Source organism: Arthrobacter sp. SLBN-53, from assembly GCF_006715585.1.
In the GTDB taxonomy this organism is placed as follows: domain Bacteria; phylum Actinomycetota; class Actinomycetes; order Mycobacteriales; family Mycobacteriaceae; genus Mycobacterium; species Mycobacterium neoaurum_A.
In genome coordinates this window covers 1,609,674-1,627,043 of the sequence record NZ_VFNN01000001.1, presented here as the reverse complement: position 1 = coordinate 1,627,043, position 17,370 = coordinate 1,609,674, and the positions used below count along the sequence as shown (strand labels likewise).

The window sequence follows — 17,370 nt, the reverse complement described above, 5'->3', positions numbered from 1 at the left end:
GTGTCAACCGCGGTGACGACCGTCACAAAGTTTGCTGACCAACCTCCTGTGATCTGGCGCTCACTTTTGCGGCGACCCCTGAGGAAATCGTGTGGGGCGGGTGGGGTTCGGTACTCGAGGGTGGTTCGCTAAAATCGCAAAAGTGCTGATAGGTATGCAAGTGTTAGTTCGCTACACGGAGGTCACAACTGTATAACGATCTTTTCCTGAGGGATGTCTGAGATGTTGCGCGCCGGTGAACGGCCGGGGCGACAAGATCACGATTTCGGTGTCACCGTCCGTCGCTAGACTCGCTCACAGGAACGCGTCCGACCTACGGACGCGTGGCGTGATCAAGTGCCGGCGTAGCCACCCGGCGGAGGTGTCGAAGAGATGGCAAGTGTTTCCGTGCGTGCCAACGCCGCAGCGCTGAACGACTCGCGAACCGCTTTCGCAGGTTCGGTCACGGTCAACCGCGGTCCCATCGCGGCCGTGGCGGCCAATTCCGGTGCCATCGTGGCGGCCAATTCCGGTGATGACAGCGTCGCGATCGTCCGCGCCGATGCCGCCGCCCTGCCGACCCTCGTCGAGCTCGACGGTGCCCCGGTGGCGATCAGCCTGACCGAAGACCGCGCCTTCGTGGTCACCAGTGCCACCGAGGCCGACAGCCTGACCATCGTCGACATCCGCACCAATGCGGTGGTCGCCGAGTACCCGCTGGCGTTCGCGGTCACCGCCGTCGCGGTCAGCCCCGACGGCAAGCGCGCCTACACGGCCCGCGCCGGTGACGATCATGTCGACATCGCGGTCGTGGACACCACGGCCGACCGGGTCGGCACCATCGACATCGCGACCGGTGCTGCCACCTCGATCGACGGCCTGGCCGTCGACCCGTCCGGCCGGCGGCTGTACGTCGGTGTGAGCACCGCGACCGGCAGCCGCCTCGTGGTCGTCGACACCGAGACCGCCCGGGTTCAGCGCACCGTCGCCATCGGCGCGCCGATCCGTGATCTCGCGGTCGCGGCCGACGGCACCGTCCACGTGCTGACCTCCGACCTGCGAAACCGCGGCGTCATCAAGATCGTCGACCCGGCCCGGCTCGTCGTGACCACCGCCTTCGCGGCAGGGACGCTGCCCATCGGCATGGTGCTGTCCGCCGACGGTGCCCGCACCTACGTCGTCGACTACGACGAGGTGTCGGTCCTGTGCACGCTGACCCACGAGGTGGTGGAGACCATCTCCCTCGGTGCGCGCGCGACCGCGATCGCCCTCAACACCCCCGGCGACCGGCTGTACATCGCCGACGTCGACGGCCAGATCACCGCGCTGCGGGTCCCCGCACCGGCGCCGACCTACGCGCCGTTCGACGCGGCGGCCTTCGCCGATATGCGCGAACTCGCGCAGGTCTGATGTTCGATCAGCGCGCCGGGAACTAACGCTCGGCGCGCTGATACGCGGTGACGACGGCCGCGCCGCCCAGCCCGATATTGTGCTGCAGCGCCGCGGTGACGTTCTCGACCTGCCGTCTGTCTGCGGAGCCGCGCAGTTGCCAGGTCAGTTCGGCGCACTGGGCCAATCCGGTGGCGCCCAGCGGGTGGCCCTTGGAGATCAGCCCGCCGGACGGGTTCACCACCCAGCGCCCGCCGTAGGTGGTGTCGTCGTTGTCGATCAGTGCGGGTGCCTCGCCGGGGGCGCACAGACCCAGCGCCTCATAGAGCAACAATTCGTTCGCGCTGAAGCAGTCATGCAGTTCGATGACCTGAAAATCCTGCGGGCCCAGCCCCGCCTGGTCGTAAACCTGTTGTGCGGCCTGCACGTTCATGTCGTAGCCGATGATGTTGGCCGCGCTTCCGTCGAAGGTCGACGCGAAGTCGGTGGTCATCGCCTGGCCCACGATCTCGACGGCCTGACCGGCCAGGCCGTGCTGATCGACGAATGCCTCGCTGGCCAGGATGGCCGCGCCGGACCCGTCGGAGGTGGGTGAGCACTGCAGCTTGGTGAGCGGATCGGAGATCATCTTGGCGGCCAGGATGTCATCGAGGGTGTATTCGTCCTGGAACTGCGCGTACGGATTGTTCACCGAGTGCTTGTGATTCTTGAACCCGATCTTGGCGAAATGCTCGGCGGTGGTGCCGTACTTCTTCATGTGCTCGCGTCCCGCCGCCCCGAACATCCACGGCGCCACCGGGAAACCGAACTCGTCGATCTCGGCCAGTGCCTTCACATGCTTGCCGAGCGGAGATTCGCGGTCCTGTGCGCCGCCCCCGAGCGAACCGGGCTGCATCTTCTCGAAACCCAGCGCGATGGCGCAGTCGGCAAGCCCGCCCCGGATCGACTGGGCGGCAAGGTAGAGCGCCGTCGATCCGGTCGAACAGTTGTTGTTGACGTTGACGATGGGGATACCGGTCATACCGAGCTCGTAGAGCGCGCGCTGTCCGGACGTCGAGTCTCCGGAGCAATAGCCGACATAGCCCTGCTGGACCTGGTCGTAGGAGATGCCGGCGTCCTGGAGTGCCTTGGTGCCGGACTCGCGCGCCATATCGGGATAGTCCCAGCCCTCACGTGCGCCCGGCTTCTCGAATTTGGTCATCCCGACCCCGACGACGAACACCCGGTTCATAGCTGTCCCTTTCGCGCTGCTTTGCGGTCAGGTCAACATAACCCGCTGTCCGGTCAGCCGAAGGCTTCTGCGTGCTGCGGGCAGTAGTAGTCGATCGAGTTGACCAGGAACGCCGCGGCCTGTCGGGCGTTGATGCCGGTGTGGTCCATGATCTCCAGCCCGATCGCCGTGGCGCTGATTCCCGAGTCGAGCTCGCTGCACACCTGGTAGGCATTGGCGATCACTTCACCGGCCGATTCGTAGCCGATGCCCTCGGCGCGCAGACCGGACAGGAAGTCCGCGTCCGCCGCCGAGGTGACCGCACTCGCCGGCGCGGCGACCAATACCGCGATCGCGCCCGTGACCAGGGCGGTACCCGTCAGCTGGAGCAGGCGTGTGGTGCTGTACATCGTGGATCTCCGTCAGGGGCCGACCCGGCGTGCCCGGGTGTGTGCCCACAGGATCCAACGACGCACTTGGCGGATTCTTGGCGTGCCGATCAGCCGTACGTCAGCCACCACTGGTGCAGGTCTTCGATCGTCGGGCCCTGGGCGTTGCCGAGGATCAGGCCGTCGTTCTTGGTCCAGGTCAGGTCGGGGCCGCCCTCGTACATGCCGCACGCGATGGACCCCTCCACCGTGCCGGGGGTCTCGGTGTAGTGCCAGGTGGTGGGGGAGTCGAGGTCGCTGGCCGGGCACGGGAACAGATCAGAGGCCTCGGCGATGGCGTCCTCGAAGTGCGCGCGCAACGCGCCCTGATCACCGAACAGCGAGTACCTCGACGTCGCGGGACCGCCGGGCAGATCGGACTGCCCGCAGTCGGCGGTCGCCAGCGCTCCGGTCACCGGCGGTCGAACCGGCTGGCAGACCCCCGGCGCATAGCCCTGCGGCAGCATCGCCAACAGCTTGTCCGCCATCGCGGCCGGGTCCGGGGCGCGCGTCGTGCGGGTGGCCCGGGTCGAGGACGTGCCGGGGGCAGCCGAGGCGCTCGTCGTCGGGCCGGTGGCCCTGCTGTCCTCGGGCTGCACCAGCAAGAAGATGCCGACGGCACCCAGCACCAGGATCAGGACGCCGGCCACCGCGGCCGCCGGCACCCAGGCCCTCTTCTTCCGCGGCGCAGGTGGCGGCACCGGGGCATTCCACTGCGGCCCGGACGGGTACGGGGGCGCGGTGTGCAACGGTCGCGGCGTCGCCCCGAACCCCGGTGTCGCGCCCGGTGGCGGGGTGGCACCGGGCACCTGCGGCGGTACCCCGAACAGCGGGCCTGGCATGGTGGCGGCCTCGCCGCGTTGCACGATATGGGCAGCCTGATCCTGATCGCGCACGCTGAGTGCATCGGTGGCCGCCGCGGCCAGGTCCCCGGCGCTGGCGAACCGGTCGGCAGGCTTCTTGGCCATGCCGCGGGAGATCACCCGGTCGAACGCGGCGGGGATGCCGGGGCGCACCGTGCTGGGCGCAGGCACCGGCTGCATCAGATGGGCGGTGATGACCATGCTGACGCTGTCGCCCGGAAACGGCTGTGAACCGGTCAGGCACTCGTGCAGCACACAGGTCAGCGCGTACACATCGGCCCGGTAGGTCACATCGTCGCTGGTGAAGCGCTCGGGCGCCATATAGGCGTAAGTCCCTACCGCCGTGCCCATTTCGGTGAGCTTCTCATCGCTGGCGGCATTGGCGATGCCGAAGTCGACCAGGTACGCGAAATCGTCGCGGGTGATCAGGATGTTCTCCGGCTTGACGTCACGGTGCATGATGCCGCTCTCGTGTGCGGCGTCCAGCGCGGAGGCGATCTGGCGCACGATGGCGACCGCGCGGGCCGGGGTCATCGGGCCGTAGCTCTTGAGGATCTTGCGCAGGTCGGCACCGTTGATCATGCGCATGTCGACGTAGAGCACCCCGTCGATCTCGCCGTAATCATGGATCGGCACCACGTGGGGTTCCTGCAGCCGGCCCGCCGAGTGCGCCTCGCGCTGCAGCCGCTTGCGGAAGACCGGATCGTGGGATACGCCCTGCGGCAACAACTTCAGCGCGACGATGCGGTCCTTCTCGGTGTCCTCGGCCTCGTAGACCTCACCCATGCCGCCGCGCCCGATCAGTCGGCGCAGCCGGTACCTGCCGAACTCCGTTCCGACCCGCGATGTCGGCTCGCTCATCTACCTGCCCCTGTCCGCAATTCGGTTCATCACACTAATGCGTCGGCGGGATGCTCACCCCCGGTGGCGCGGTCGTGGCGCACGATCTCGAACACGTACTCGTGATCGCACACCCGGATCCGATCGCCGTGGGTGAGGGTGGCGGTGCCCCGGATGCGCCTGCCGCCGACCTCCACACCGTTCGCCGAGCGCAGATCGGTGATCACGAAACTGGTGCCGGTATCGATCAGCACGGCGTGATGGCGGCTGACCCGCACGTCGTCGAGGACGATGTCGTTGTCGGGCAGTCGCCCGATGCGAGTCGCGGCAGCCGCCAGCGGATGCACCCGGCCGGATTCGGCGCGCAACTGGGCGGGCGCGGACTGTGCGCTCACCGCGGTGCGCAGGTCGATCCGAGATATCTGGTGCACCGCGGTGGTGCGCGCACTGCGGCGGGCGTCGAGCGGCTCCTGGCGCAGGATGCGCTCGGCCAGCAGACGTAGCGTCGGGCCCGGGTCGATACCGAGATCGTCGGCCAACGTCGTGCGCAACCGCTGATAGGCGTCGAGGGCATCGGATTGTCGGTCACTGAGGTAGTAGGCGGTGATCAGCTGGGCCCACAGCGGCTCCCGGTACGGATGCTCGGACACCAGTTGTTCCAACGTGCCGATCACGGCATAGCCTCGGTTGCAAGCGATTTCGGCCTCGGCGTGGGCGGTGTGGGCGACCACCTTGTCCTCGGTCAACGCCGTTGCGAACGGGCCGACGAACGCGAAGTCACGCAGATCGTCGAGAACCGGTCCACGCCACTGCGCCAGCGCGTCAGCGAGGTGGGCGCTGGCCTGCTCGAACCGGCTCTCGGCGGCGGCCTGCACACCGGCGTTCTTGGCGGCCACGAAGCGGCCGATATCGCAGTGCGGATCCGCGACGCTCAAGCGGTATCCGGGCCGGGCGGCGGCCAGCACGGACCGGCCGTCGGCACCGGAACTGCCGATGAGTTTGCGCAGGTTGGAGACGTAGGAATGCAGACTGGCCTTGGGCTCGGGCGGGGGGAACTGCTCCCAGGCCGCGGTCACCAACGCGTCGCTGCCGACGGGACGGTTGCGGCTCATCACCAGCATGGCCAGCACCGCGCGCTGCTTGGGTGTGCCCAGCGCTACGGGCTGCCCGGCGATGCGCAGTTGCAGCGGACCGAGCACTCCGAAGTCCAGTCCTGGGCTGTCCATGGTCAACGATTGTGCCCGGATGCCCCCTCGTGCCGCCCTGCAAGATGGTAGAACGTGTTCTAGTTTTGCGTGTGTTAGGCGATCGGAAGGGGCGACGATGGCGTTGCGAGTCGTGCAGTGGGCCACCGGCGGAGTGGGCACGGCCGCCATCAAGGGCGTCCTGGAGCATCCCGACCTCGAACTCGTGGGTTGTTGGGTGCACTCGGCGGACAAGCATGGCCGCGATGTCGGTGAGCTGATCGGCGGTGATCCCATCGGCGTGCCGGCCACCACCAGTGTCGAGGACATCCTGGCGCTGGACGCCGATGCCGTCGTCTATGCGCCGCTGCTGCCGAATCCCGACGAGGTGGCCGCCCTGCTGCGCTCGGGCAAGAACGTCGTCACCCCCGTGGGCTGGGTGTATCCCAGCGAGAAACAGGCCGCGCCGCTACGTGCGGCGGGCCTGGCCGGGAACGCGACCCTGCACGGCACCGGGATCGCCCCCGGCGGAATCAGCGAGAAGTTCCCGATCCTGTTCTCGGCGATGTCCACCGGCGTGACTTTCGTTCGGGCCGAGGAGTTCTCCGATCTGCGCACCTACGATGCGCCGGACGTGGTGCGGCACGTGATGGGCTTCGGCGAGACCCCGGACAAGGCGCTCTCGGGCCCGATGCAGAAGTTGCTCGACGGCGGGTTCATCCAGGCCGTGAAGATGTGCGTCGACGCCTTCGGTTTCGCGGCGGATTCCAAGATCGTTGCCCGGCAGGAGATTGCGGTGGCGACCGCGCCGATCGACTCGCCGATAGGCACCATCGAACCGGGGCAGGTGGCCGCCCGGAAGTTCCACTGGGAGGCGCTCGTCGGCGACGAGGTGGTGGTCAGGGTGACGGTGAACTGGCTCATGGGTGAAGAAAACCTCGATCCGCCTTGGGATTTCGGCCCGCAGGGGCAGCGCTATGAGATGCAGGTCCGGGGCAACCCGGACTTCTCGGTCGCCATCACCGGTTTCCAGGGTGAGGTCGGTGAACAGGGACCCGAGCCGGGTGTGGTGGCCACCGCCGCGCACTGCGTCAACTCGATTCCCGCGGTGTGTGCGGCCCCGCCCGGGGTGGCGACCTATCTGGACCTGCCGTTGTTCGGCGCCAAGGCCGCGCCCGGCCTGCATCGAGGATGACCGGGCTCGCGCTGGTGCTCGCCGGCGGTGGGCTGGCCGGCATCGCGTGGGAGACCGGTGTGCTGGCCGGTATCGCCGATACGTCGCCGGGCACGGCGGTCGACGTGCTGGGCGCCGACGTGCTGGTGGGCACCTCGGCGGGATCGGCGGTGGCGGCGCAGATCGGCAGCGGCACCGCCATCGGCCGGCTGTACGACCGTCAGGTCGCCGCCGACACCCATGAGCTCGATCCGGGCGTCAGCATCGAGGACATCACCGCGGTCTTCCTGCAGGCGTTGACCGGCACCCGGGACACCGGCGAGCGGCTGCGCCGCATCGGCGAGATCGCGATGGCCGCCGATACCGTGCCCGAAACGACCCGTCGGGCGATCATCGAGTACCGGCTGCCCTCGCGCGACTGGCCGGGTCGGGCGCTGCGGATCACCGCCATCGATACCGCCACCGGTGAGCCGGTGGTGTTCACCGCCGACTCCGGGGTGCCGTTGGTCGACGCCGTCGCCGCCAGCTGTGCGGTGCCGGGGGTGTGGCCGCCGGTGACCATCGGGTCGGCGCGCTATATGGACGGGGGTGTGCTCAGCACCGTGCACATGCCCGTGGCGGCGGACTGCGCCCGCGCCGTGGTGCTGGTGCCTGCCGGCGAACACGCCCCCGCGCCGTTCGGTGCCGGGGCGGCCGCCGAGATCGCCGCATTCGGTGGTGCGACGTTCGCCGTGTTCGCCGATGACGACGCACTGGCCGCGTTCGGTCCCAACCCGTTGGACCCGGCCTGCCGCGCGCCGTCGGCGGTCGCCGGATTCGCGCAGGGACGGCGGGTGGCCGAGGCGCTGAGCGAGTTCCTCGACAGCTAGTCCATGGCGTCGAGGGCGGCCGACGCGAGCTCCTGGCCGATCTCGATGACCTCCTCGGCACGGTGGTACTCCAGGCTGCGGCAGGACGTGCGTGGCACCTCGATCAGCAGATCCGGCGGATAGGTCGCCAGCGTGTGCCGGGCCAGTGCGGCTTGGGCGATATCGATGGTGCGGTTCATGATCTCGAAGCTGCCCAGCCGTGGCAGCGCGGGCCCGCCCTCGGCGGGTTCCTCCGGTGTCTCGTCCAGCGCGCTGCTGAATCGGCCGAGCACGGACTTGGCGGCCGGGCTGTCCATCATCCGCTGCGCGGTGGCGGTGTCGAGCAATGCCGTTGTGCTGCGCCACATCCTGCCGAGGAACTCGGTGGTAACCCGTGGCTGCGGGGTGTTGATCCCCGGTGCCGGATCATCTCCTGACAGGCTCACCGCGATGGTCAGATCGGCGTTGACGGCCGCGATCGGCGCCATCGGCAGCGGATCGAGGATGCCGCCGTCGGCCAGCAACCGGCCGTCGAGCAGATGCGGGGTGAAGATCCCCGGTATCGCGATCGATGCGCGGATCGCGTCGACGAGCGGGCCGCGCTGCAGCCAGACCGCATTCCCGCTGATCAGGTCGGTGGCCACCGAGGTGTACGGGATGGGCAGCGCCTCGATCGTGACGTCGCCGAGAATATCGCGCACGGCGTCCAGGATCTTCTCCGCGCGCAGCACGCCGGGGGAGTTCAAGGACGGGTCGAGCAGGCGCAGCACTGCGCGCTGGGTCAGCGAGCTCGCCCAGTGTGAGAATTCGTCGAGCTTGCCCGCGGCGTGCAGACCGCCGACGAGTGCCCCCATCGACGACCCGGCGACACCGACGATCTCGTAGCCCCGCTCCTGCAGCTCATTGATGACCCCGATGTGCGCGTACCCGCGCGCACCTCCGCTGCCCAGCGCCAGCGCAATCCGCATGCACCCATTCTGGTGCACCGGAGTCGTCGACTGCGCGGACTGTGACGATCACGATGCCGCATCGGCGGGCAGTTCTGCTCGCCGTGATCACAACCCTCAGCCGCACTCACCGCGCGACGCGGCGTTGGCGGCCATGATCACCCCGGCCTGGCGGGCCGGGGTCAGCTCCGCCCACGCCGCGTTGAAGCTGCCGGGCCCCGTCGCGCCACCGGTCTGCAATGTCTTCAGGTACGCCTCCACCGGGTCTTTGTGCTCGTCGAACCACCGTTTGGCGGCCAGACAGGCCTGGCCGTACTCGGATTCGGTGGCCTCGGACGGAACGTCGACGACGGTCGTCACCCCATCGGGTGACACCCGTACCGCACCGCTGACGTCGGCCTCCGCCGGCAGCCGGGGCGACTCGCTGGTCGGGGTCTGCGAGGGCACCGCGGTGGTCGTCGGCCCGGGTTCTGCGGAGTTGCACCCGGCGAGCAGGGCGACGGCGACGGTGGCGAGCAGAGCGATCGGGTAGCGGCGCATGAGGCCAATCTATGCAACACTCGCGTCCATGACCGAGAGGGCTCAGAACGTGGGTGTGCGGGGCTGTTGTCGCGCTCGTTGAGTGCGCCGACCCGTCCCTATCTCTTTCCTGGAGTCCCATCCCCATGGTTGCCCCATTGCTTGCCCCGCCCGCTGTCTCCGCGCCCACCCGGTTGCGCCTTCCCGACCTGCTCGCCGCCACCGACCGGTGCGCCGACGATGTGCTCTCCGGCCGGTACGACCGGCTGATCGACAGGGACCGGCTGCCCATCGACGAGCGTTGGTATCGGCGGCTCTACGGTGACGACGAACTCGACATCTGGCTGATCAGCTGGGTGCCCGACAAGTCGACCGAACTGCACGACCACGGCGGGTCGCTCGGTGCGCTGACGGTCGTCTCCGGTGCGCTACGTGAAACACGTTGGGATGGAACCGAACTGCGCAATCGGCAGTTGGAAGCCGGTGATCAGGCCGCATTCCCGCTCGGCTGGGTGCACGATGTGGTGTGGGCGCGCGAATCGGTATCGGCGGGCGGGGTCACGGTGCCGTCGACGCCGACGCTGAGTGTGCACGCCTACTCGCCGCCGTTGACCGCGATGTCGTACTACTCGGTGACCGAACGCAACACCCTGCGTCGTAGCCGCACCGAACTGACCGACGCACCGGAAGGATAGGACGCATGCCCAGTCGTATCGACGCGGTGCTCGCCGCCGCCAGGTCCCGGTTACGTCGGCTCCCCGCCGCCGATGTTCCTGCCGCCCTGCGCCGCGGCGCGCTGCTGGTCGACATCCGGCCGGGTTGGCAGCGGGCGCAGGAGGGCGAGGTCGCCGCGTCGCCGCAGGTCCTGGTCATCGAGCGCAACCACCTGGAATGGCGATGCGACCCGACCAGCGAGGCCCGCATCCCCGAGGCCGTCGACGATGACGTGGAATGGATCGTGCTGTGCTCGGAGGGCTACACCTCCAGTCTGGCCGCCGCGGCGTTGCAGGATCTGGGTCTGCACCGGGCCACCGACGTCATCGGCGGGTATCACGCCCTCCCCGCCGAACTGCGGTCAGCTGTTCTCGTCTGAGCGCAGGATCGGTCGCAGTTTGTCGGTCTTGGCCGGCGTCCAGCCCGGCGGCTGCAGGATCGCCGCCCACGCGTTGGCGACATCGCGCACGTAGACGTGGCCGTGGCCGTCGGGCACATCCACCGCGACCGCCATATCGGCGGACACCTGCAGGAAGGTCACCACCGGGATCCACTCCATCCGGGGTGAGACGTCGTAACCGCGCGGCTCCCTGAGCCAATCGGGTTTGGCGAACAGCAGATCCGGGTTCCACCACGAGATCGGATCCGACGCATGCTGCAGATAGACCACGCGGGGTTGCCCCCACGGCGCATCCGGCCTGCGCAGATCCTGTTCGGCGCGCGCCGAGAACCGGACGTTCTCCCCGCGGTCGTAGATCGGCAGCCACTCGGGGGATCCCTCGTCGCGATCGCGGGTGAGCGTCGTCCAGATGGTGTTCTTGAACGTGGGACCGCTGAACAGCGCCCCGTCGGTGCGGGCGATGAGATTGTTCAGCGCCAGGAACGGGGCCTCGCCGCCGAAAGACCCGAGACTCTCCCCGAACACCACGAGTTTGGGGCGTTCGGCCTGCGGCATCTCCCGCACCAACGCGTCGACCGCCTCGAACAGCGCCTGCCCGGCCTGCAGGGCGTTCTCCTGGTCGACCAGGAACGAGATCCAGCTGGGCAAAAACGAGTACTGCATCGAGACGATCGCGGTGTCGCCGTTGTACATGTATTCCAGCGCGGACGCCTCGGCCTCGTTGACCCAGCCCGTTCCGGTAGTGGTGGCGATCGCGATGACCGAGCGCTGCAGGCCGCCGGTGCGGCGCAGTTCCTCGGCGGCCAGCGCGGCGTCGGCCCGCAGGTTGTCACCGGAGTTCAGCCCGGCGTAGGCGCGGATGGGTTCGGTCGCGGGCGCACCGTTGAAGGCGGTGAGCTCTTCCACCGTCGGGCCGCCTGCGACGAAATTGCGGCCCTGATGTCCCAGTGATTCCCAACTGACCAGTGACTGCGGGCCACCGGACCGCAAAGTCGATGTGGGAGCGGGATTGTCGGGATCATCCTCGTTGTTGACGTTCTCGAATGTGCTGTTGATGGTCGTCATGGCGAAGCGCACCACGATGCCGTTGAGCAACGCGATGGTCAGTGCGAGCACCAGTGCCACCGCCACCACACCGGACACCCGGGGCGGTGCGACGCGTTCCAGCTGGCGCACCAGGTAACGGATCAGCTTGCCGATCAGCTGACCGAGTTCGACGAAGACGAACAGGAAGACGATCGCCAAAACGGCGGTCAGCGGGTGATCCCAGAAGTCGAGTCGCGGTACTCCCATCAGATCGCGGATATCGTCCTGCCACACATGGAAGTAGACGATCGCCGCGCTCTGACCGATGACGCCGACCACGACCAGGACAAGCCAGGCCCGTTTCGGTGGCGGCGGCGTGCTGTCCCGCGACAGCATGTAGCGGAACAGCCAGACGCCGAAAACGCCGAGCCCGTAGCCGATACCGCCGGCCGCGCCGCTGACGAGGCCCTGGAACAGCGGTCCGCGCGGCAACAGCGACGGTGTCAGGGACAGCCAGATGAAGACCAGGCCGACCGCCGTACCGGTGAAGGTGTAGTGCCGAATCCACCACGCGCGCTTGGGTGGCGCGTCGGGTGCTTGCGGTGCGGCGGTGGCGGTCACCGCTCGACCTTAGCGATGGGTGAAGTTCGGCGCGCGCTTCTCGGTGAACGCGGCCATGCCTTCCTTCTGGTCTTCGGTGGCGAAGGCCGAATGGAAGATCCGGCGCTCGTAGAGCAGTCCCTCGGTCAGCGTCGACTCGAAGGCGCGGTTGACCGCCTCCTTGGCCATCCGTGCCGCCGACAGTGACATCCCGGCGATGGTGGCGGCGGTGGCGTTGGCCTCGTCGAGCAGGGTGTCGGGGGGCACCACGCGGGACACCAGACCACTGCGTTCGGCTTCGGCGGCGTCGATGGTGCGCCCGGTCAGGATGAGGTCCATCGCCTTGGCCTTGCCGATCGCGCGGGTCAATCGCTGGCTGCCGCCCATGCCGGGCAGCACGCCGAGCTTGATCTCGGGCTGGCCGAACTTGGCGGTGTCCGCGGCGATCAGCAGATCACACATCATGGCCAGTTCGCAGCCGCCGCCGAGCGCGTAGCCGGCGACGGCCGCGATGGTCGGGGTGCGGGTGGCCGCGAATTTGCCCCACAGGGCGAAGAAGTCCTGGCCGAACACGTCGGCGAAGGACAGGTCGGCCATCTCCTTGATATCGGCTCCGGCGGCGAAGGCCTTCTCGCTGCCGGTCAGGATGATCGCACCGATATCCGGGTCGTTGTCGAATTCCGCTGCCGCGGTGGTGACCTCGTGCATCACCTGGGTGTTGAGCGCGTTGAGCGCCTTGGGGCGGTTCAGGGTGATGGTGCCGACCCGACCGTCGCGGGTCACCAGGATGGTCTCGAAACTCATGATTGCTCCTCGTGGAATGTCAGATCGGGTCCGGCGGCGGCGAAATAGGCGTCGACGGCGGCGTCGTCGACGGCATCCAGGGTGGCCGGCGACCACTGCGGGTTGCGGTCCTTGTCGACGAGCTGGGCGCGGATACCCTCGACGAAATCGTGCGACTTCATCGACGCCACCGACACCCGGAATTCTTGGTGCAGAACCTCTTCCAGGGTGGGCAGGTGGGCCGCGCGGCGCACCGCGGTCAGCGTGACGGCCAGTGCGATGGGGGAGCGGGTGGCGATCAGTTCGGCGGCCGCGTGGGCGGCCGGGTCGTCATGGCCGCGCAGATCACCGAGGATCTCGGCGACGGTGCCACCCGCGTAGCAGGTGTCGATCCAATCCCGTTGGGCCAGTAGCTCGCTGGCCGGCGGCTCTTCGGCGTAGCTGTTCAACGCGTCCTGGTGCCCGTCGGTGACGACGGCCTCGGCGAAGTCGGCCAGCCTGGCCTGCGGAACGAAGTGGTCGGCGAACCCGAGGGCGATGGCGTCGGCGCCGGAGAAGGGGGCGCCGGTCAGCGCGGCGTGCAGGCCCAACGACCCCGGTGCACGGGAGAGCAGATAGGTGCCGCCCACGTCGGGGATGAAACCGATACCGACCTCGGGCATACCCATCTTGGTCTTCTCGGTGACGACACGGACGTTGCCGTGCGCGGCGACGCCGACACCGCCACCCATCACGATGCCGTCCATCAGTGCGACATACGGCTTGGCGAAGCGGCCGATGTGGGCGTTGAGCAGGTACTCGTCCCACCAGAACTTGCGGGCATACGAGCCGTCGCCGCGCGCCGAGTGATAGAGCGCGACGACGTCGCCGCCGGCGCACAGGCCGCGCTCGCCGGCGCCGGTCAGCAGCACGGCGGTGATCGCATCGTCGTTCTCCCAGGCGTCGAGCGCCTGCTGCAGCCCGTCGACCATGACGGCGTTGAGCGAGTTGATCGCCTTGGGGCGGTTCAACGTCACGATGCCGACACCGTTACGGACAGTTACTAGGATGTCCTCGTTTTCTGCCACGAATGCAATCTAGTTCGTGGTCCGCGCGTGATGTGCGACGGGTAGGGTTTGCACAGCGTTATCCCAGGAATGGGCTCACTGCCGGTATCTGAGAACGCTCTCAGTGCTGGGGTATCGCGGGAACCCGTTCCCGACAATGATCGTTGACAGTGTGTTCGTCAATCGAACCACCAGTACTGAAGGAGAGGACCTACGGTGCGCGAAAGCAGCAACCCGGTATTCCGATCCCTGCCCAAGGGGCAGCAGGGCGGATACGCGCAATTCGGTACCGGAGCCGCAAGCTTCGGTGCCCAGCAGGTACATGCGGACCCTTATGCCGCAACCCAATACCCCGATCAGCAGCAGGCCGGTGTCTCCCGGCCGATGACCATCGACGACGTCGTCACCAAGACGGGCATCAGCCTGGCGATCCTGACGGCGGTGGCGGTCGTCTCGTACTACCTGGTCAGCACCAACCTCAGCCTGGCCACGCCGTTCACCCTGGTGGGCGCGCTCGGCGGTCTGGCACTGGTGCTCATCGCGACGTTCGGGCGTAAGCAGGACAACCCCGCCATCGTGCTGAGCTACGCCGCGCTGGAGGGCCTGTTCCTCGGTGCGGTGTCCTTCATCATCGCCAACCTGGCCTCGGTCGGTGGCGTCGGCATGATCGCCCAGGCGATCGTCGGCACGCTCGGCGTGTTCTTCGGCATGCTCGTGGTCTACAAAACCGGTGCCATCCGCGTCACCCCGAAGTTCACCCGCATGATCGTCGCCGGCCTGTTCGGTGTGGTCGCGCTGATGCTGGTGAACCTGGTGCTCGGCCTGTTCGGTGTCGGCGGCGGTGCGGGCATGGGCCTGCGCGACGGTGGCGCCATCGCGATCGGCTTCTCGCTGCTGTGCATCGCGCTGGCGGCGTTCAGCTTCCTGATCGACTTCGACGCGGCCGACCAGATGATCCGCGCCGGTGCTCCGGAGAAGGCCGCATGGGGCGTCGCCCTTGGCCTGATGGTCACCCTGGTGTGGCTGTACCTGGAGATCCTGCGTCTGCTCAGTTACTTCAACAACGACTAGCAGTTCGGCCAGAGAAAGGGCGTCCCGCGCGGGGCGCCCTTTTTCGTTGCCCTTTTCTCCGCTGACTCTGCGGTGAGGGTGCGGGCTACTCGCACTTTCGCGCCATCCGCGCAGAGTCAACGTATCCACAGTGGCGGATTGATTCACAGGGTGCGTCGGACGATGGGCGCCTGCCGTATGTCTGTCGGCGCGTGTCGGCACGGTCCGGTCATGGACATCTCGGGGGTCTTCATCGGTAGTGAAGCTTTGGCGGCAGGCACACTCAGCCGCCACGAGCTGCGTAAGTACTACCGCGCCGTTATGCCTGACGTGTATGCGGGCACGCGCGCCGCGCTCACCCTTCGACAGCGCACCATGGCGGCGTGGTTGTGGTCCGGGCGTGAAGCGGTGATCGCGGGTGCGGCAGCATCAGCACTCCATGGCGCCGAATGGGTTGCCGATGATGCGCCGATCGAGCTGATCTGGCCGAACGCCCGTGCGCCGCGGCAGGTCATCACCCGCCAGGATCTGCTGCTCGACGGCGAGGTGCTGGTGCTCGAGGATATGACGGTCACCACGGCCCACCGCACCGCATTCGATCTCGGTCGACGCGGCCGAATCGGCGAGGCTGTCGCACGCCTGGACGCGTTGATTCGGGCTACCGGTCTGGCGCCGGCTGATGTACGAGCTTTAGCCGATCGGCATCGTCACACCAGGGGACTGCGGCAACTCGAGCGGGCGATTGAGCTGGCCGACGGCGGTGCTCAGTCTCCCAAGGAGACGTGGCTGCGCCTGATGCTGATCGAGGACGGTTTTCCGCAGCCGCGCACGCAGATTCCGGTCCTCGATCCGGCCGGATATCCCAAGTACTACCTGGACATGGGGTGGGAGGACCGCAAGCTGGCCGTCGAGTACGACGGTGTGCAGCACGCGGAGGCACTCGCCTACGACATCGAGCGACACGACTACATCGCCGGCCTCGGGTGGAGCGTCGTCAGGGTGGCGGCGGGCCAACGGCGTCCCAGCATCATCGCTCGTGTGGAGCGGGAGTGGAGACGACTTTCCGCGTTGACTTTGCGTTGAGGGCGTCGGCTACTCGCACTTTCGCGCCGTCAGCGCAGAGTCAACGGTTAGGGGACGCGCGGGGTGACCCGACTCGCCGCCTCGGCGGCATTGGCCCGCGCCGCTTCGACATCGGCGTCGTAGGCCAGCGCCACGCCCATGCGGCGCTTGACGAAGCTCTCCGGCTTGCCGAACAGCCGAATATCGGTGCGCGGCACGCGCAACGCCTCGTCCACCCCGTCGAACACCACCCCGGAGGCGTCCACGCCGCCGTAGATGACCGCGCTGGCACCGGGCGTCTTGAGGGTGGTGTCCACGGGCAGGCCGAGGATGGCCCTGGCGTGCAGCTCGAACTCGTTCTGCCACTGCGTGATCATGGTGACCATGCCGGTGTCGTGCGGGCGGGGACTGACCTCGCTGAACCACACCTGGTCGCCCTTGACGAACAGCTCGACCCCGAAAATGCCCTGCCCACCCAGGTTTTCGGTCACGGCTGCGGCGATCTGCTGGGCCGACTCCAGTGCGGCGGCCGACATCGGATGCGGCTGCCAGCTCTCCACGTAGTCGCCGCTGACCTGACGGTGCCCGATCGGCTCGCAGAACTGTGTTTGTATCGCAGCGGACGCGCCGACACCGCGCACCGTCAACAGCGTGATCTCGTAGTCGAAATCGACGAAGCCCTCGACGATGATGCGGGTGTTGCTGACCCGGCTGCCCGACATGGCGTATTCCCACGCGGGCTCGACACCGTCGGGTCCGTCGATCTTGCTCTGCCCCTTGCCCGAACTGCTCATCACGGGCTTGACCACGCACGGGTAGCCGATCTCGTCGACCGCGGCCCGCAGCTCGGCCAGCGAATCGCAGAATCGGTACGGACTGGTCGGCACGCGCAGCGTCTCGGCCGCCAGTCGCCGGATCCCCTCGCGGTCCATGGTCAGCCGGGCCGCCCGGGCCGTCGGGATGACCCGCACCGCGCCGGCGTTCTCGAGCTCTTCGAGCACCGGGGTCGCGATGGCCTCGATCTCGGGCACCACCAGGTCCGGCTTCTCGGTCTCGATGAGCTCGCGCAGAGCGTCGGCATCGGTCATCGCGAGCACCCGCGCATGGTGGGCGATCTGGTGCCCCGGCGCGTTCGGGTAGCGGTCGACGGCGATGGTCTCGACGCCGAGGCGCTGCAGCGCGATCAGGACTTCGCGGCCGAGTTCACCGGAGCCGAGCAGCATCACCCGGGTGGCGTGCGGGGACAGGGGTGTTCCGAGTGTGGTCATCGGCAGGGAGTTTATGCACAACGACGCCGCGGCGGAGGCG

General features: G+C 68.0%; 17 protein-coding genes. 7 read left to right on the top strand and 10 right to left on the bottom strand.

Features of this window, described 5'->3' with window-relative positions; translation table 11 throughout:
• The first annotated feature begins 372 nt into the window (after positions 1–372).
• Complete coding sequence (locus FBY28_RS07720) at positions 373–1,389, top strand: MmpL3/TtfA transport complex stabilizer (RefSeq protein WP_216847552.1); 1,017 nt, start codon at positions 373–375, stop codon at positions 1,387–1,389.
• Positions 1,390–1,411: 22 nt separating this feature from the next.
• Here the strand turns inward: FBY28_RS07720 and FBY28_RS07715 are convergent, their stop codons facing one another.
• The 4 genes from FBY28_RS07715 to FBY28_RS07700 all read right to left on the bottom strand — a co-directional run bounded on the left by FBY28_RS07715 (position 1,412) and on the right by FBY28_RS07700 (position 5,935).
• On the bottom strand, positions 1,412–2,599 hold the full coding sequence (locus FBY28_RS07715; RefSeq protein ID WP_141865626.1) for a lipid-transfer protein: 1,188 nt from the start codon (positions 2,597–2,599) through the stop codon (positions 1,412–1,414).
• A 53-nt stretch (positions 2,600–2,652) separates the two neighbouring features.
• Positions 2,653–2,988, bottom strand: a complete 336-nt coding sequence (locus tag FBY28_RS07710) for a DUF732 domain-containing protein (protein WP_141865624.1) — start codon at positions 2,986–2,988, stop codon at positions 2,653–2,655.
• Positions 2,989–3,077: 89 nt separating this feature from the next.
• The gene (locus FBY28_RS07705) at positions 3,078–4,730 is read right to left on the bottom strand and encodes a serine/threonine-protein kinase (RefSeq protein WP_141865622.1); all 1,653 of its coding nucleotides are present in this window, start codon (positions 4,728–4,730) and stop codon (positions 3,078–3,080) included.
• 29 nt (positions 4,731–4,759) lie between these two features.
• Entirely contained in the window at positions 4,760–5,935 is a 1,176-nt protein-coding gene (locus tag FBY28_RS07700; protein WP_141865620.1) for a BTAD domain-containing putative transcriptional regulator, read from the bottom strand.
• A gap of 97 nt (positions 5,936–6,032) precedes the next feature.
• On the opposite strand from FBY28_RS07700, the gene FBY28_RS07695 reads away from it, so the two are divergent.
• Positions 6,033–7,088: an NAD(P)H-dependent amine dehydrogenase family protein gene (locus tag FBY28_RS07695; protein ID WP_141865617.1), complete on the top strand. Its 1,056-nt coding sequence runs from the start codon at positions 6,033–6,035 to the stop codon at positions 7,086–7,088.
• A complete protein-coding gene (locus FBY28_RS07690) occupies positions 7,085–7,936 on the top strand; it encodes a patatin-like phospholipase family protein (protein WP_141865615.1) in 852 nt (283 codons plus the stop codon). Before FBY28_RS07695 ends, FBY28_RS07690 begins: the two co-directional genes overlap by 4 nt.
• Here the strand turns inward: FBY28_RS07690 and FBY28_RS07685 are convergent.
• Both FBY28_RS07685 and FBY28_RS07680 read right to left on the bottom strand, forming a co-directional pair.
• Positions 7,933–8,883, bottom strand: coding sequence for a patatin-like phospholipase family protein (locus FBY28_RS07685; RefSeq protein WP_141865613.1), 951 nt, complete (start codon positions 8,881–8,883; stop codon positions 7,933–7,935). The genes FBY28_RS07690 and FBY28_RS07685 overlap by 4 nt on opposite strands.
• 96 nt (positions 8,884–8,979) lie before the next feature.
• A complete protein-coding gene (locus tag FBY28_RS07680) occupies positions 8,980–9,402 on the bottom strand; it encodes a lipoprotein LpqV (RefSeq protein WP_141865611.1) in 423 nt (140 codons plus the stop codon).
• Positions 9,403–9,527: 125 nt separating this feature from the next.
• On the opposite strand from FBY28_RS07680, the gene FBY28_RS07675 reads away from it, so the two are divergent.
• Both FBY28_RS07675 and FBY28_RS07670 read left to right on the top strand, forming a co-directional pair.
• The gene (locus tag FBY28_RS07675) at positions 9,528–10,076 is read left to right on the top strand and encodes a cysteine dioxygenase (RefSeq protein ID WP_141865609.1); all 549 of its coding nucleotides are present in this window, start codon (positions 9,528–9,530) and stop codon (positions 10,074–10,076) included.
• 5 nt (positions 10,077–10,081) lie between these two features.
• Positions 10,082–10,474, top strand: a complete 393-nt coding sequence (locus tag FBY28_RS07670) for a rhodanese-like domain-containing protein (protein WP_030136310.1) — start codon at positions 10,082–10,084, stop codon at positions 10,472–10,474.
• Here FBY28_RS07670 and FBY28_RS07665 read toward each other — a convergent pair.
• The 3 genes from FBY28_RS07665 to FBY28_RS07655 are packed head-to-tail and all read right to left on the bottom strand — an operon-like array spanning position 10,457 to position 13,971.
• A complete protein-coding gene (locus tag FBY28_RS07665; protein WP_141865607.1) occupies positions 10,457–12,142 on the bottom strand; it encodes an alpha/beta hydrolase in 1,686 nt (561 codons plus the stop codon). The two genes, FBY28_RS07670 and FBY28_RS07665, sit on opposite strands and share 18 nt — an antisense overlap.
• A gap of 9 nt (positions 12,143–12,151) precedes the next feature.
• The gene (locus FBY28_RS07660; protein ID WP_524912043.1) at positions 12,152–12,928 is read right to left on the bottom strand and encodes an enoyl-CoA hydratase; all 777 of its coding nucleotides are present in this window, start codon (positions 12,926–12,928) and stop codon (positions 12,152–12,154) included.
• The gene (locus FBY28_RS07655; protein ID WP_141865603.1) at positions 12,922–13,971 is read right to left on the bottom strand and encodes an enoyl-CoA hydratase/isomerase family protein; all 1,050 of its coding nucleotides are present in this window, start codon (positions 13,969–13,971) and stop codon (positions 12,922–12,924) included. The genes FBY28_RS07660 and FBY28_RS07655 overlap by 7 nt, the downstream gene beginning before the upstream one ends.
• Positions 13,972–14,166: 195 nt before the next feature.
• On the opposite strand from FBY28_RS07655, the gene FBY28_RS07650 reads away from it, so the two are divergent.
• Together FBY28_RS07650 and FBY28_RS07645 are read left to right on the top strand one after the other, a co-directional pair.
• Complete coding sequence (locus FBY28_RS07650) at positions 14,167–15,021, top strand: Bax inhibitor-1/YccA family protein (RefSeq protein ID WP_019511387.1); 855 nt, start codon at positions 14,167–14,169, stop codon at positions 15,019–15,021.
• Between the two features lie 210 nt (positions 15,022–15,231).
• Positions 15,232–16,083, top strand: coding sequence for an endonuclease domain-containing protein (locus tag FBY28_RS07645; RefSeq protein WP_174241563.1), 852 nt, complete (start codon positions 15,232–15,234; stop codon positions 16,081–16,083).
• Between the two features lie 47 nt (positions 16,084–16,130).
• Here the strand turns inward: FBY28_RS07645 and purT are convergent, their stop codons facing one another.
• The gene (purT, locus tag FBY28_RS07640) at positions 16,131–17,330 is read right to left on the bottom strand and encodes a formate-dependent phosphoribosylglycinamide formyltransferase (protein WP_141865601.1); all 1,200 of its coding nucleotides are present in this window, start codon (positions 17,328–17,330) and stop codon (positions 16,131–16,133) included.
• Positions 17,331–17,370 lie beyond the last annotated feature (40 nt).

Excerpts from the sequence above, each read along its gene's own strand:
- FBY28_RS07715 (WP_141865626.1), bottom strand. The coding sequence starts at position 2,599 with ATGAACCGGGTGTTCGTCGTCGGGGTCGGGATGACCAAATTCGAGAAG.
- FBY28_RS07700 (WP_141865620.1), bottom strand. The coding sequence starts at position 5,935 with ATGGACAGCCCAGGACTGGACTTCGGAGTGCTCGGTCCGCTGCAACTG.
- FBY28_RS07690 (WP_141865615.1), top strand. The coding sequence starts at position 7,085 with ATGACCGGGCTCGCGCTGGTGCTCGCCGGCGGTGGGCTGGCCGGCATC.
- FBY28_RS07680 (WP_141865611.1), bottom strand. The coding sequence starts at position 9,402 with ATGCGCCGCTACCCGATCGCTCTGCTCGCCACCGTCGCCGTCGCCCTG.
- FBY28_RS07670 (WP_030136310.1), top strand. The coding sequence starts at position 10,082 with ATGCCCAGTCGTATCGACGCGGTGCTCGCCGCCGCCAGGTCCCGGTTA.
- FBY28_RS07685 (WP_141865613.1), bottom strand. The coding sequence starts at position 8,883 with ATGCGGATTGCGCTGGCGCTGGGCAGCGGAGGTGCGCGCGGGTACGCG.
- FBY28_RS07720 (WP_216847552.1), top strand. The coding sequence starts at position 373 with ATGGCAAGTGTTTCCGTGCGTGCCAACGCCGCAGCGCTGAACGACTCG.
- FBY28_RS07710 (WP_141865624.1), bottom strand. The coding sequence starts at position 2,988 with ATGTACAGCACCACACGCCTGCTCCAGCTGACGGGTACCGCCCTGGTC.
- purT (WP_141865601.1), bottom strand. The coding sequence starts at position 17,330 with ATGACCACACTCGGAACACCCCTGTCCCCGCACGCCACCCGGGTGATG.
- FBY28_RS07675 (WP_141865609.1), top strand. The coding sequence starts at position 9,528 with ATGGTTGCCCCATTGCTTGCCCCGCCCGCTGTCTCCGCGCCCACCCGG.
- FBY28_RS07645 (WP_174241563.1), top strand. The coding sequence starts at position 15,232 with ATGGACATCTCGGGGGTCTTCATCGGTAGTGAAGCTTTGGCGGCAGGC.
- FBY28_RS07705 (WP_141865622.1), bottom strand. The coding sequence starts at position 4,730 with ATGAGCGAGCCGACATCGCGGGTCGGAACGGAGTTCGGCAGGTACCGG.
- FBY28_RS07695 (WP_141865617.1), top strand. The coding sequence starts at position 6,033 with ATGGCGTTGCGAGTCGTGCAGTGGGCCACCGGCGGAGTGGGCACGGCC.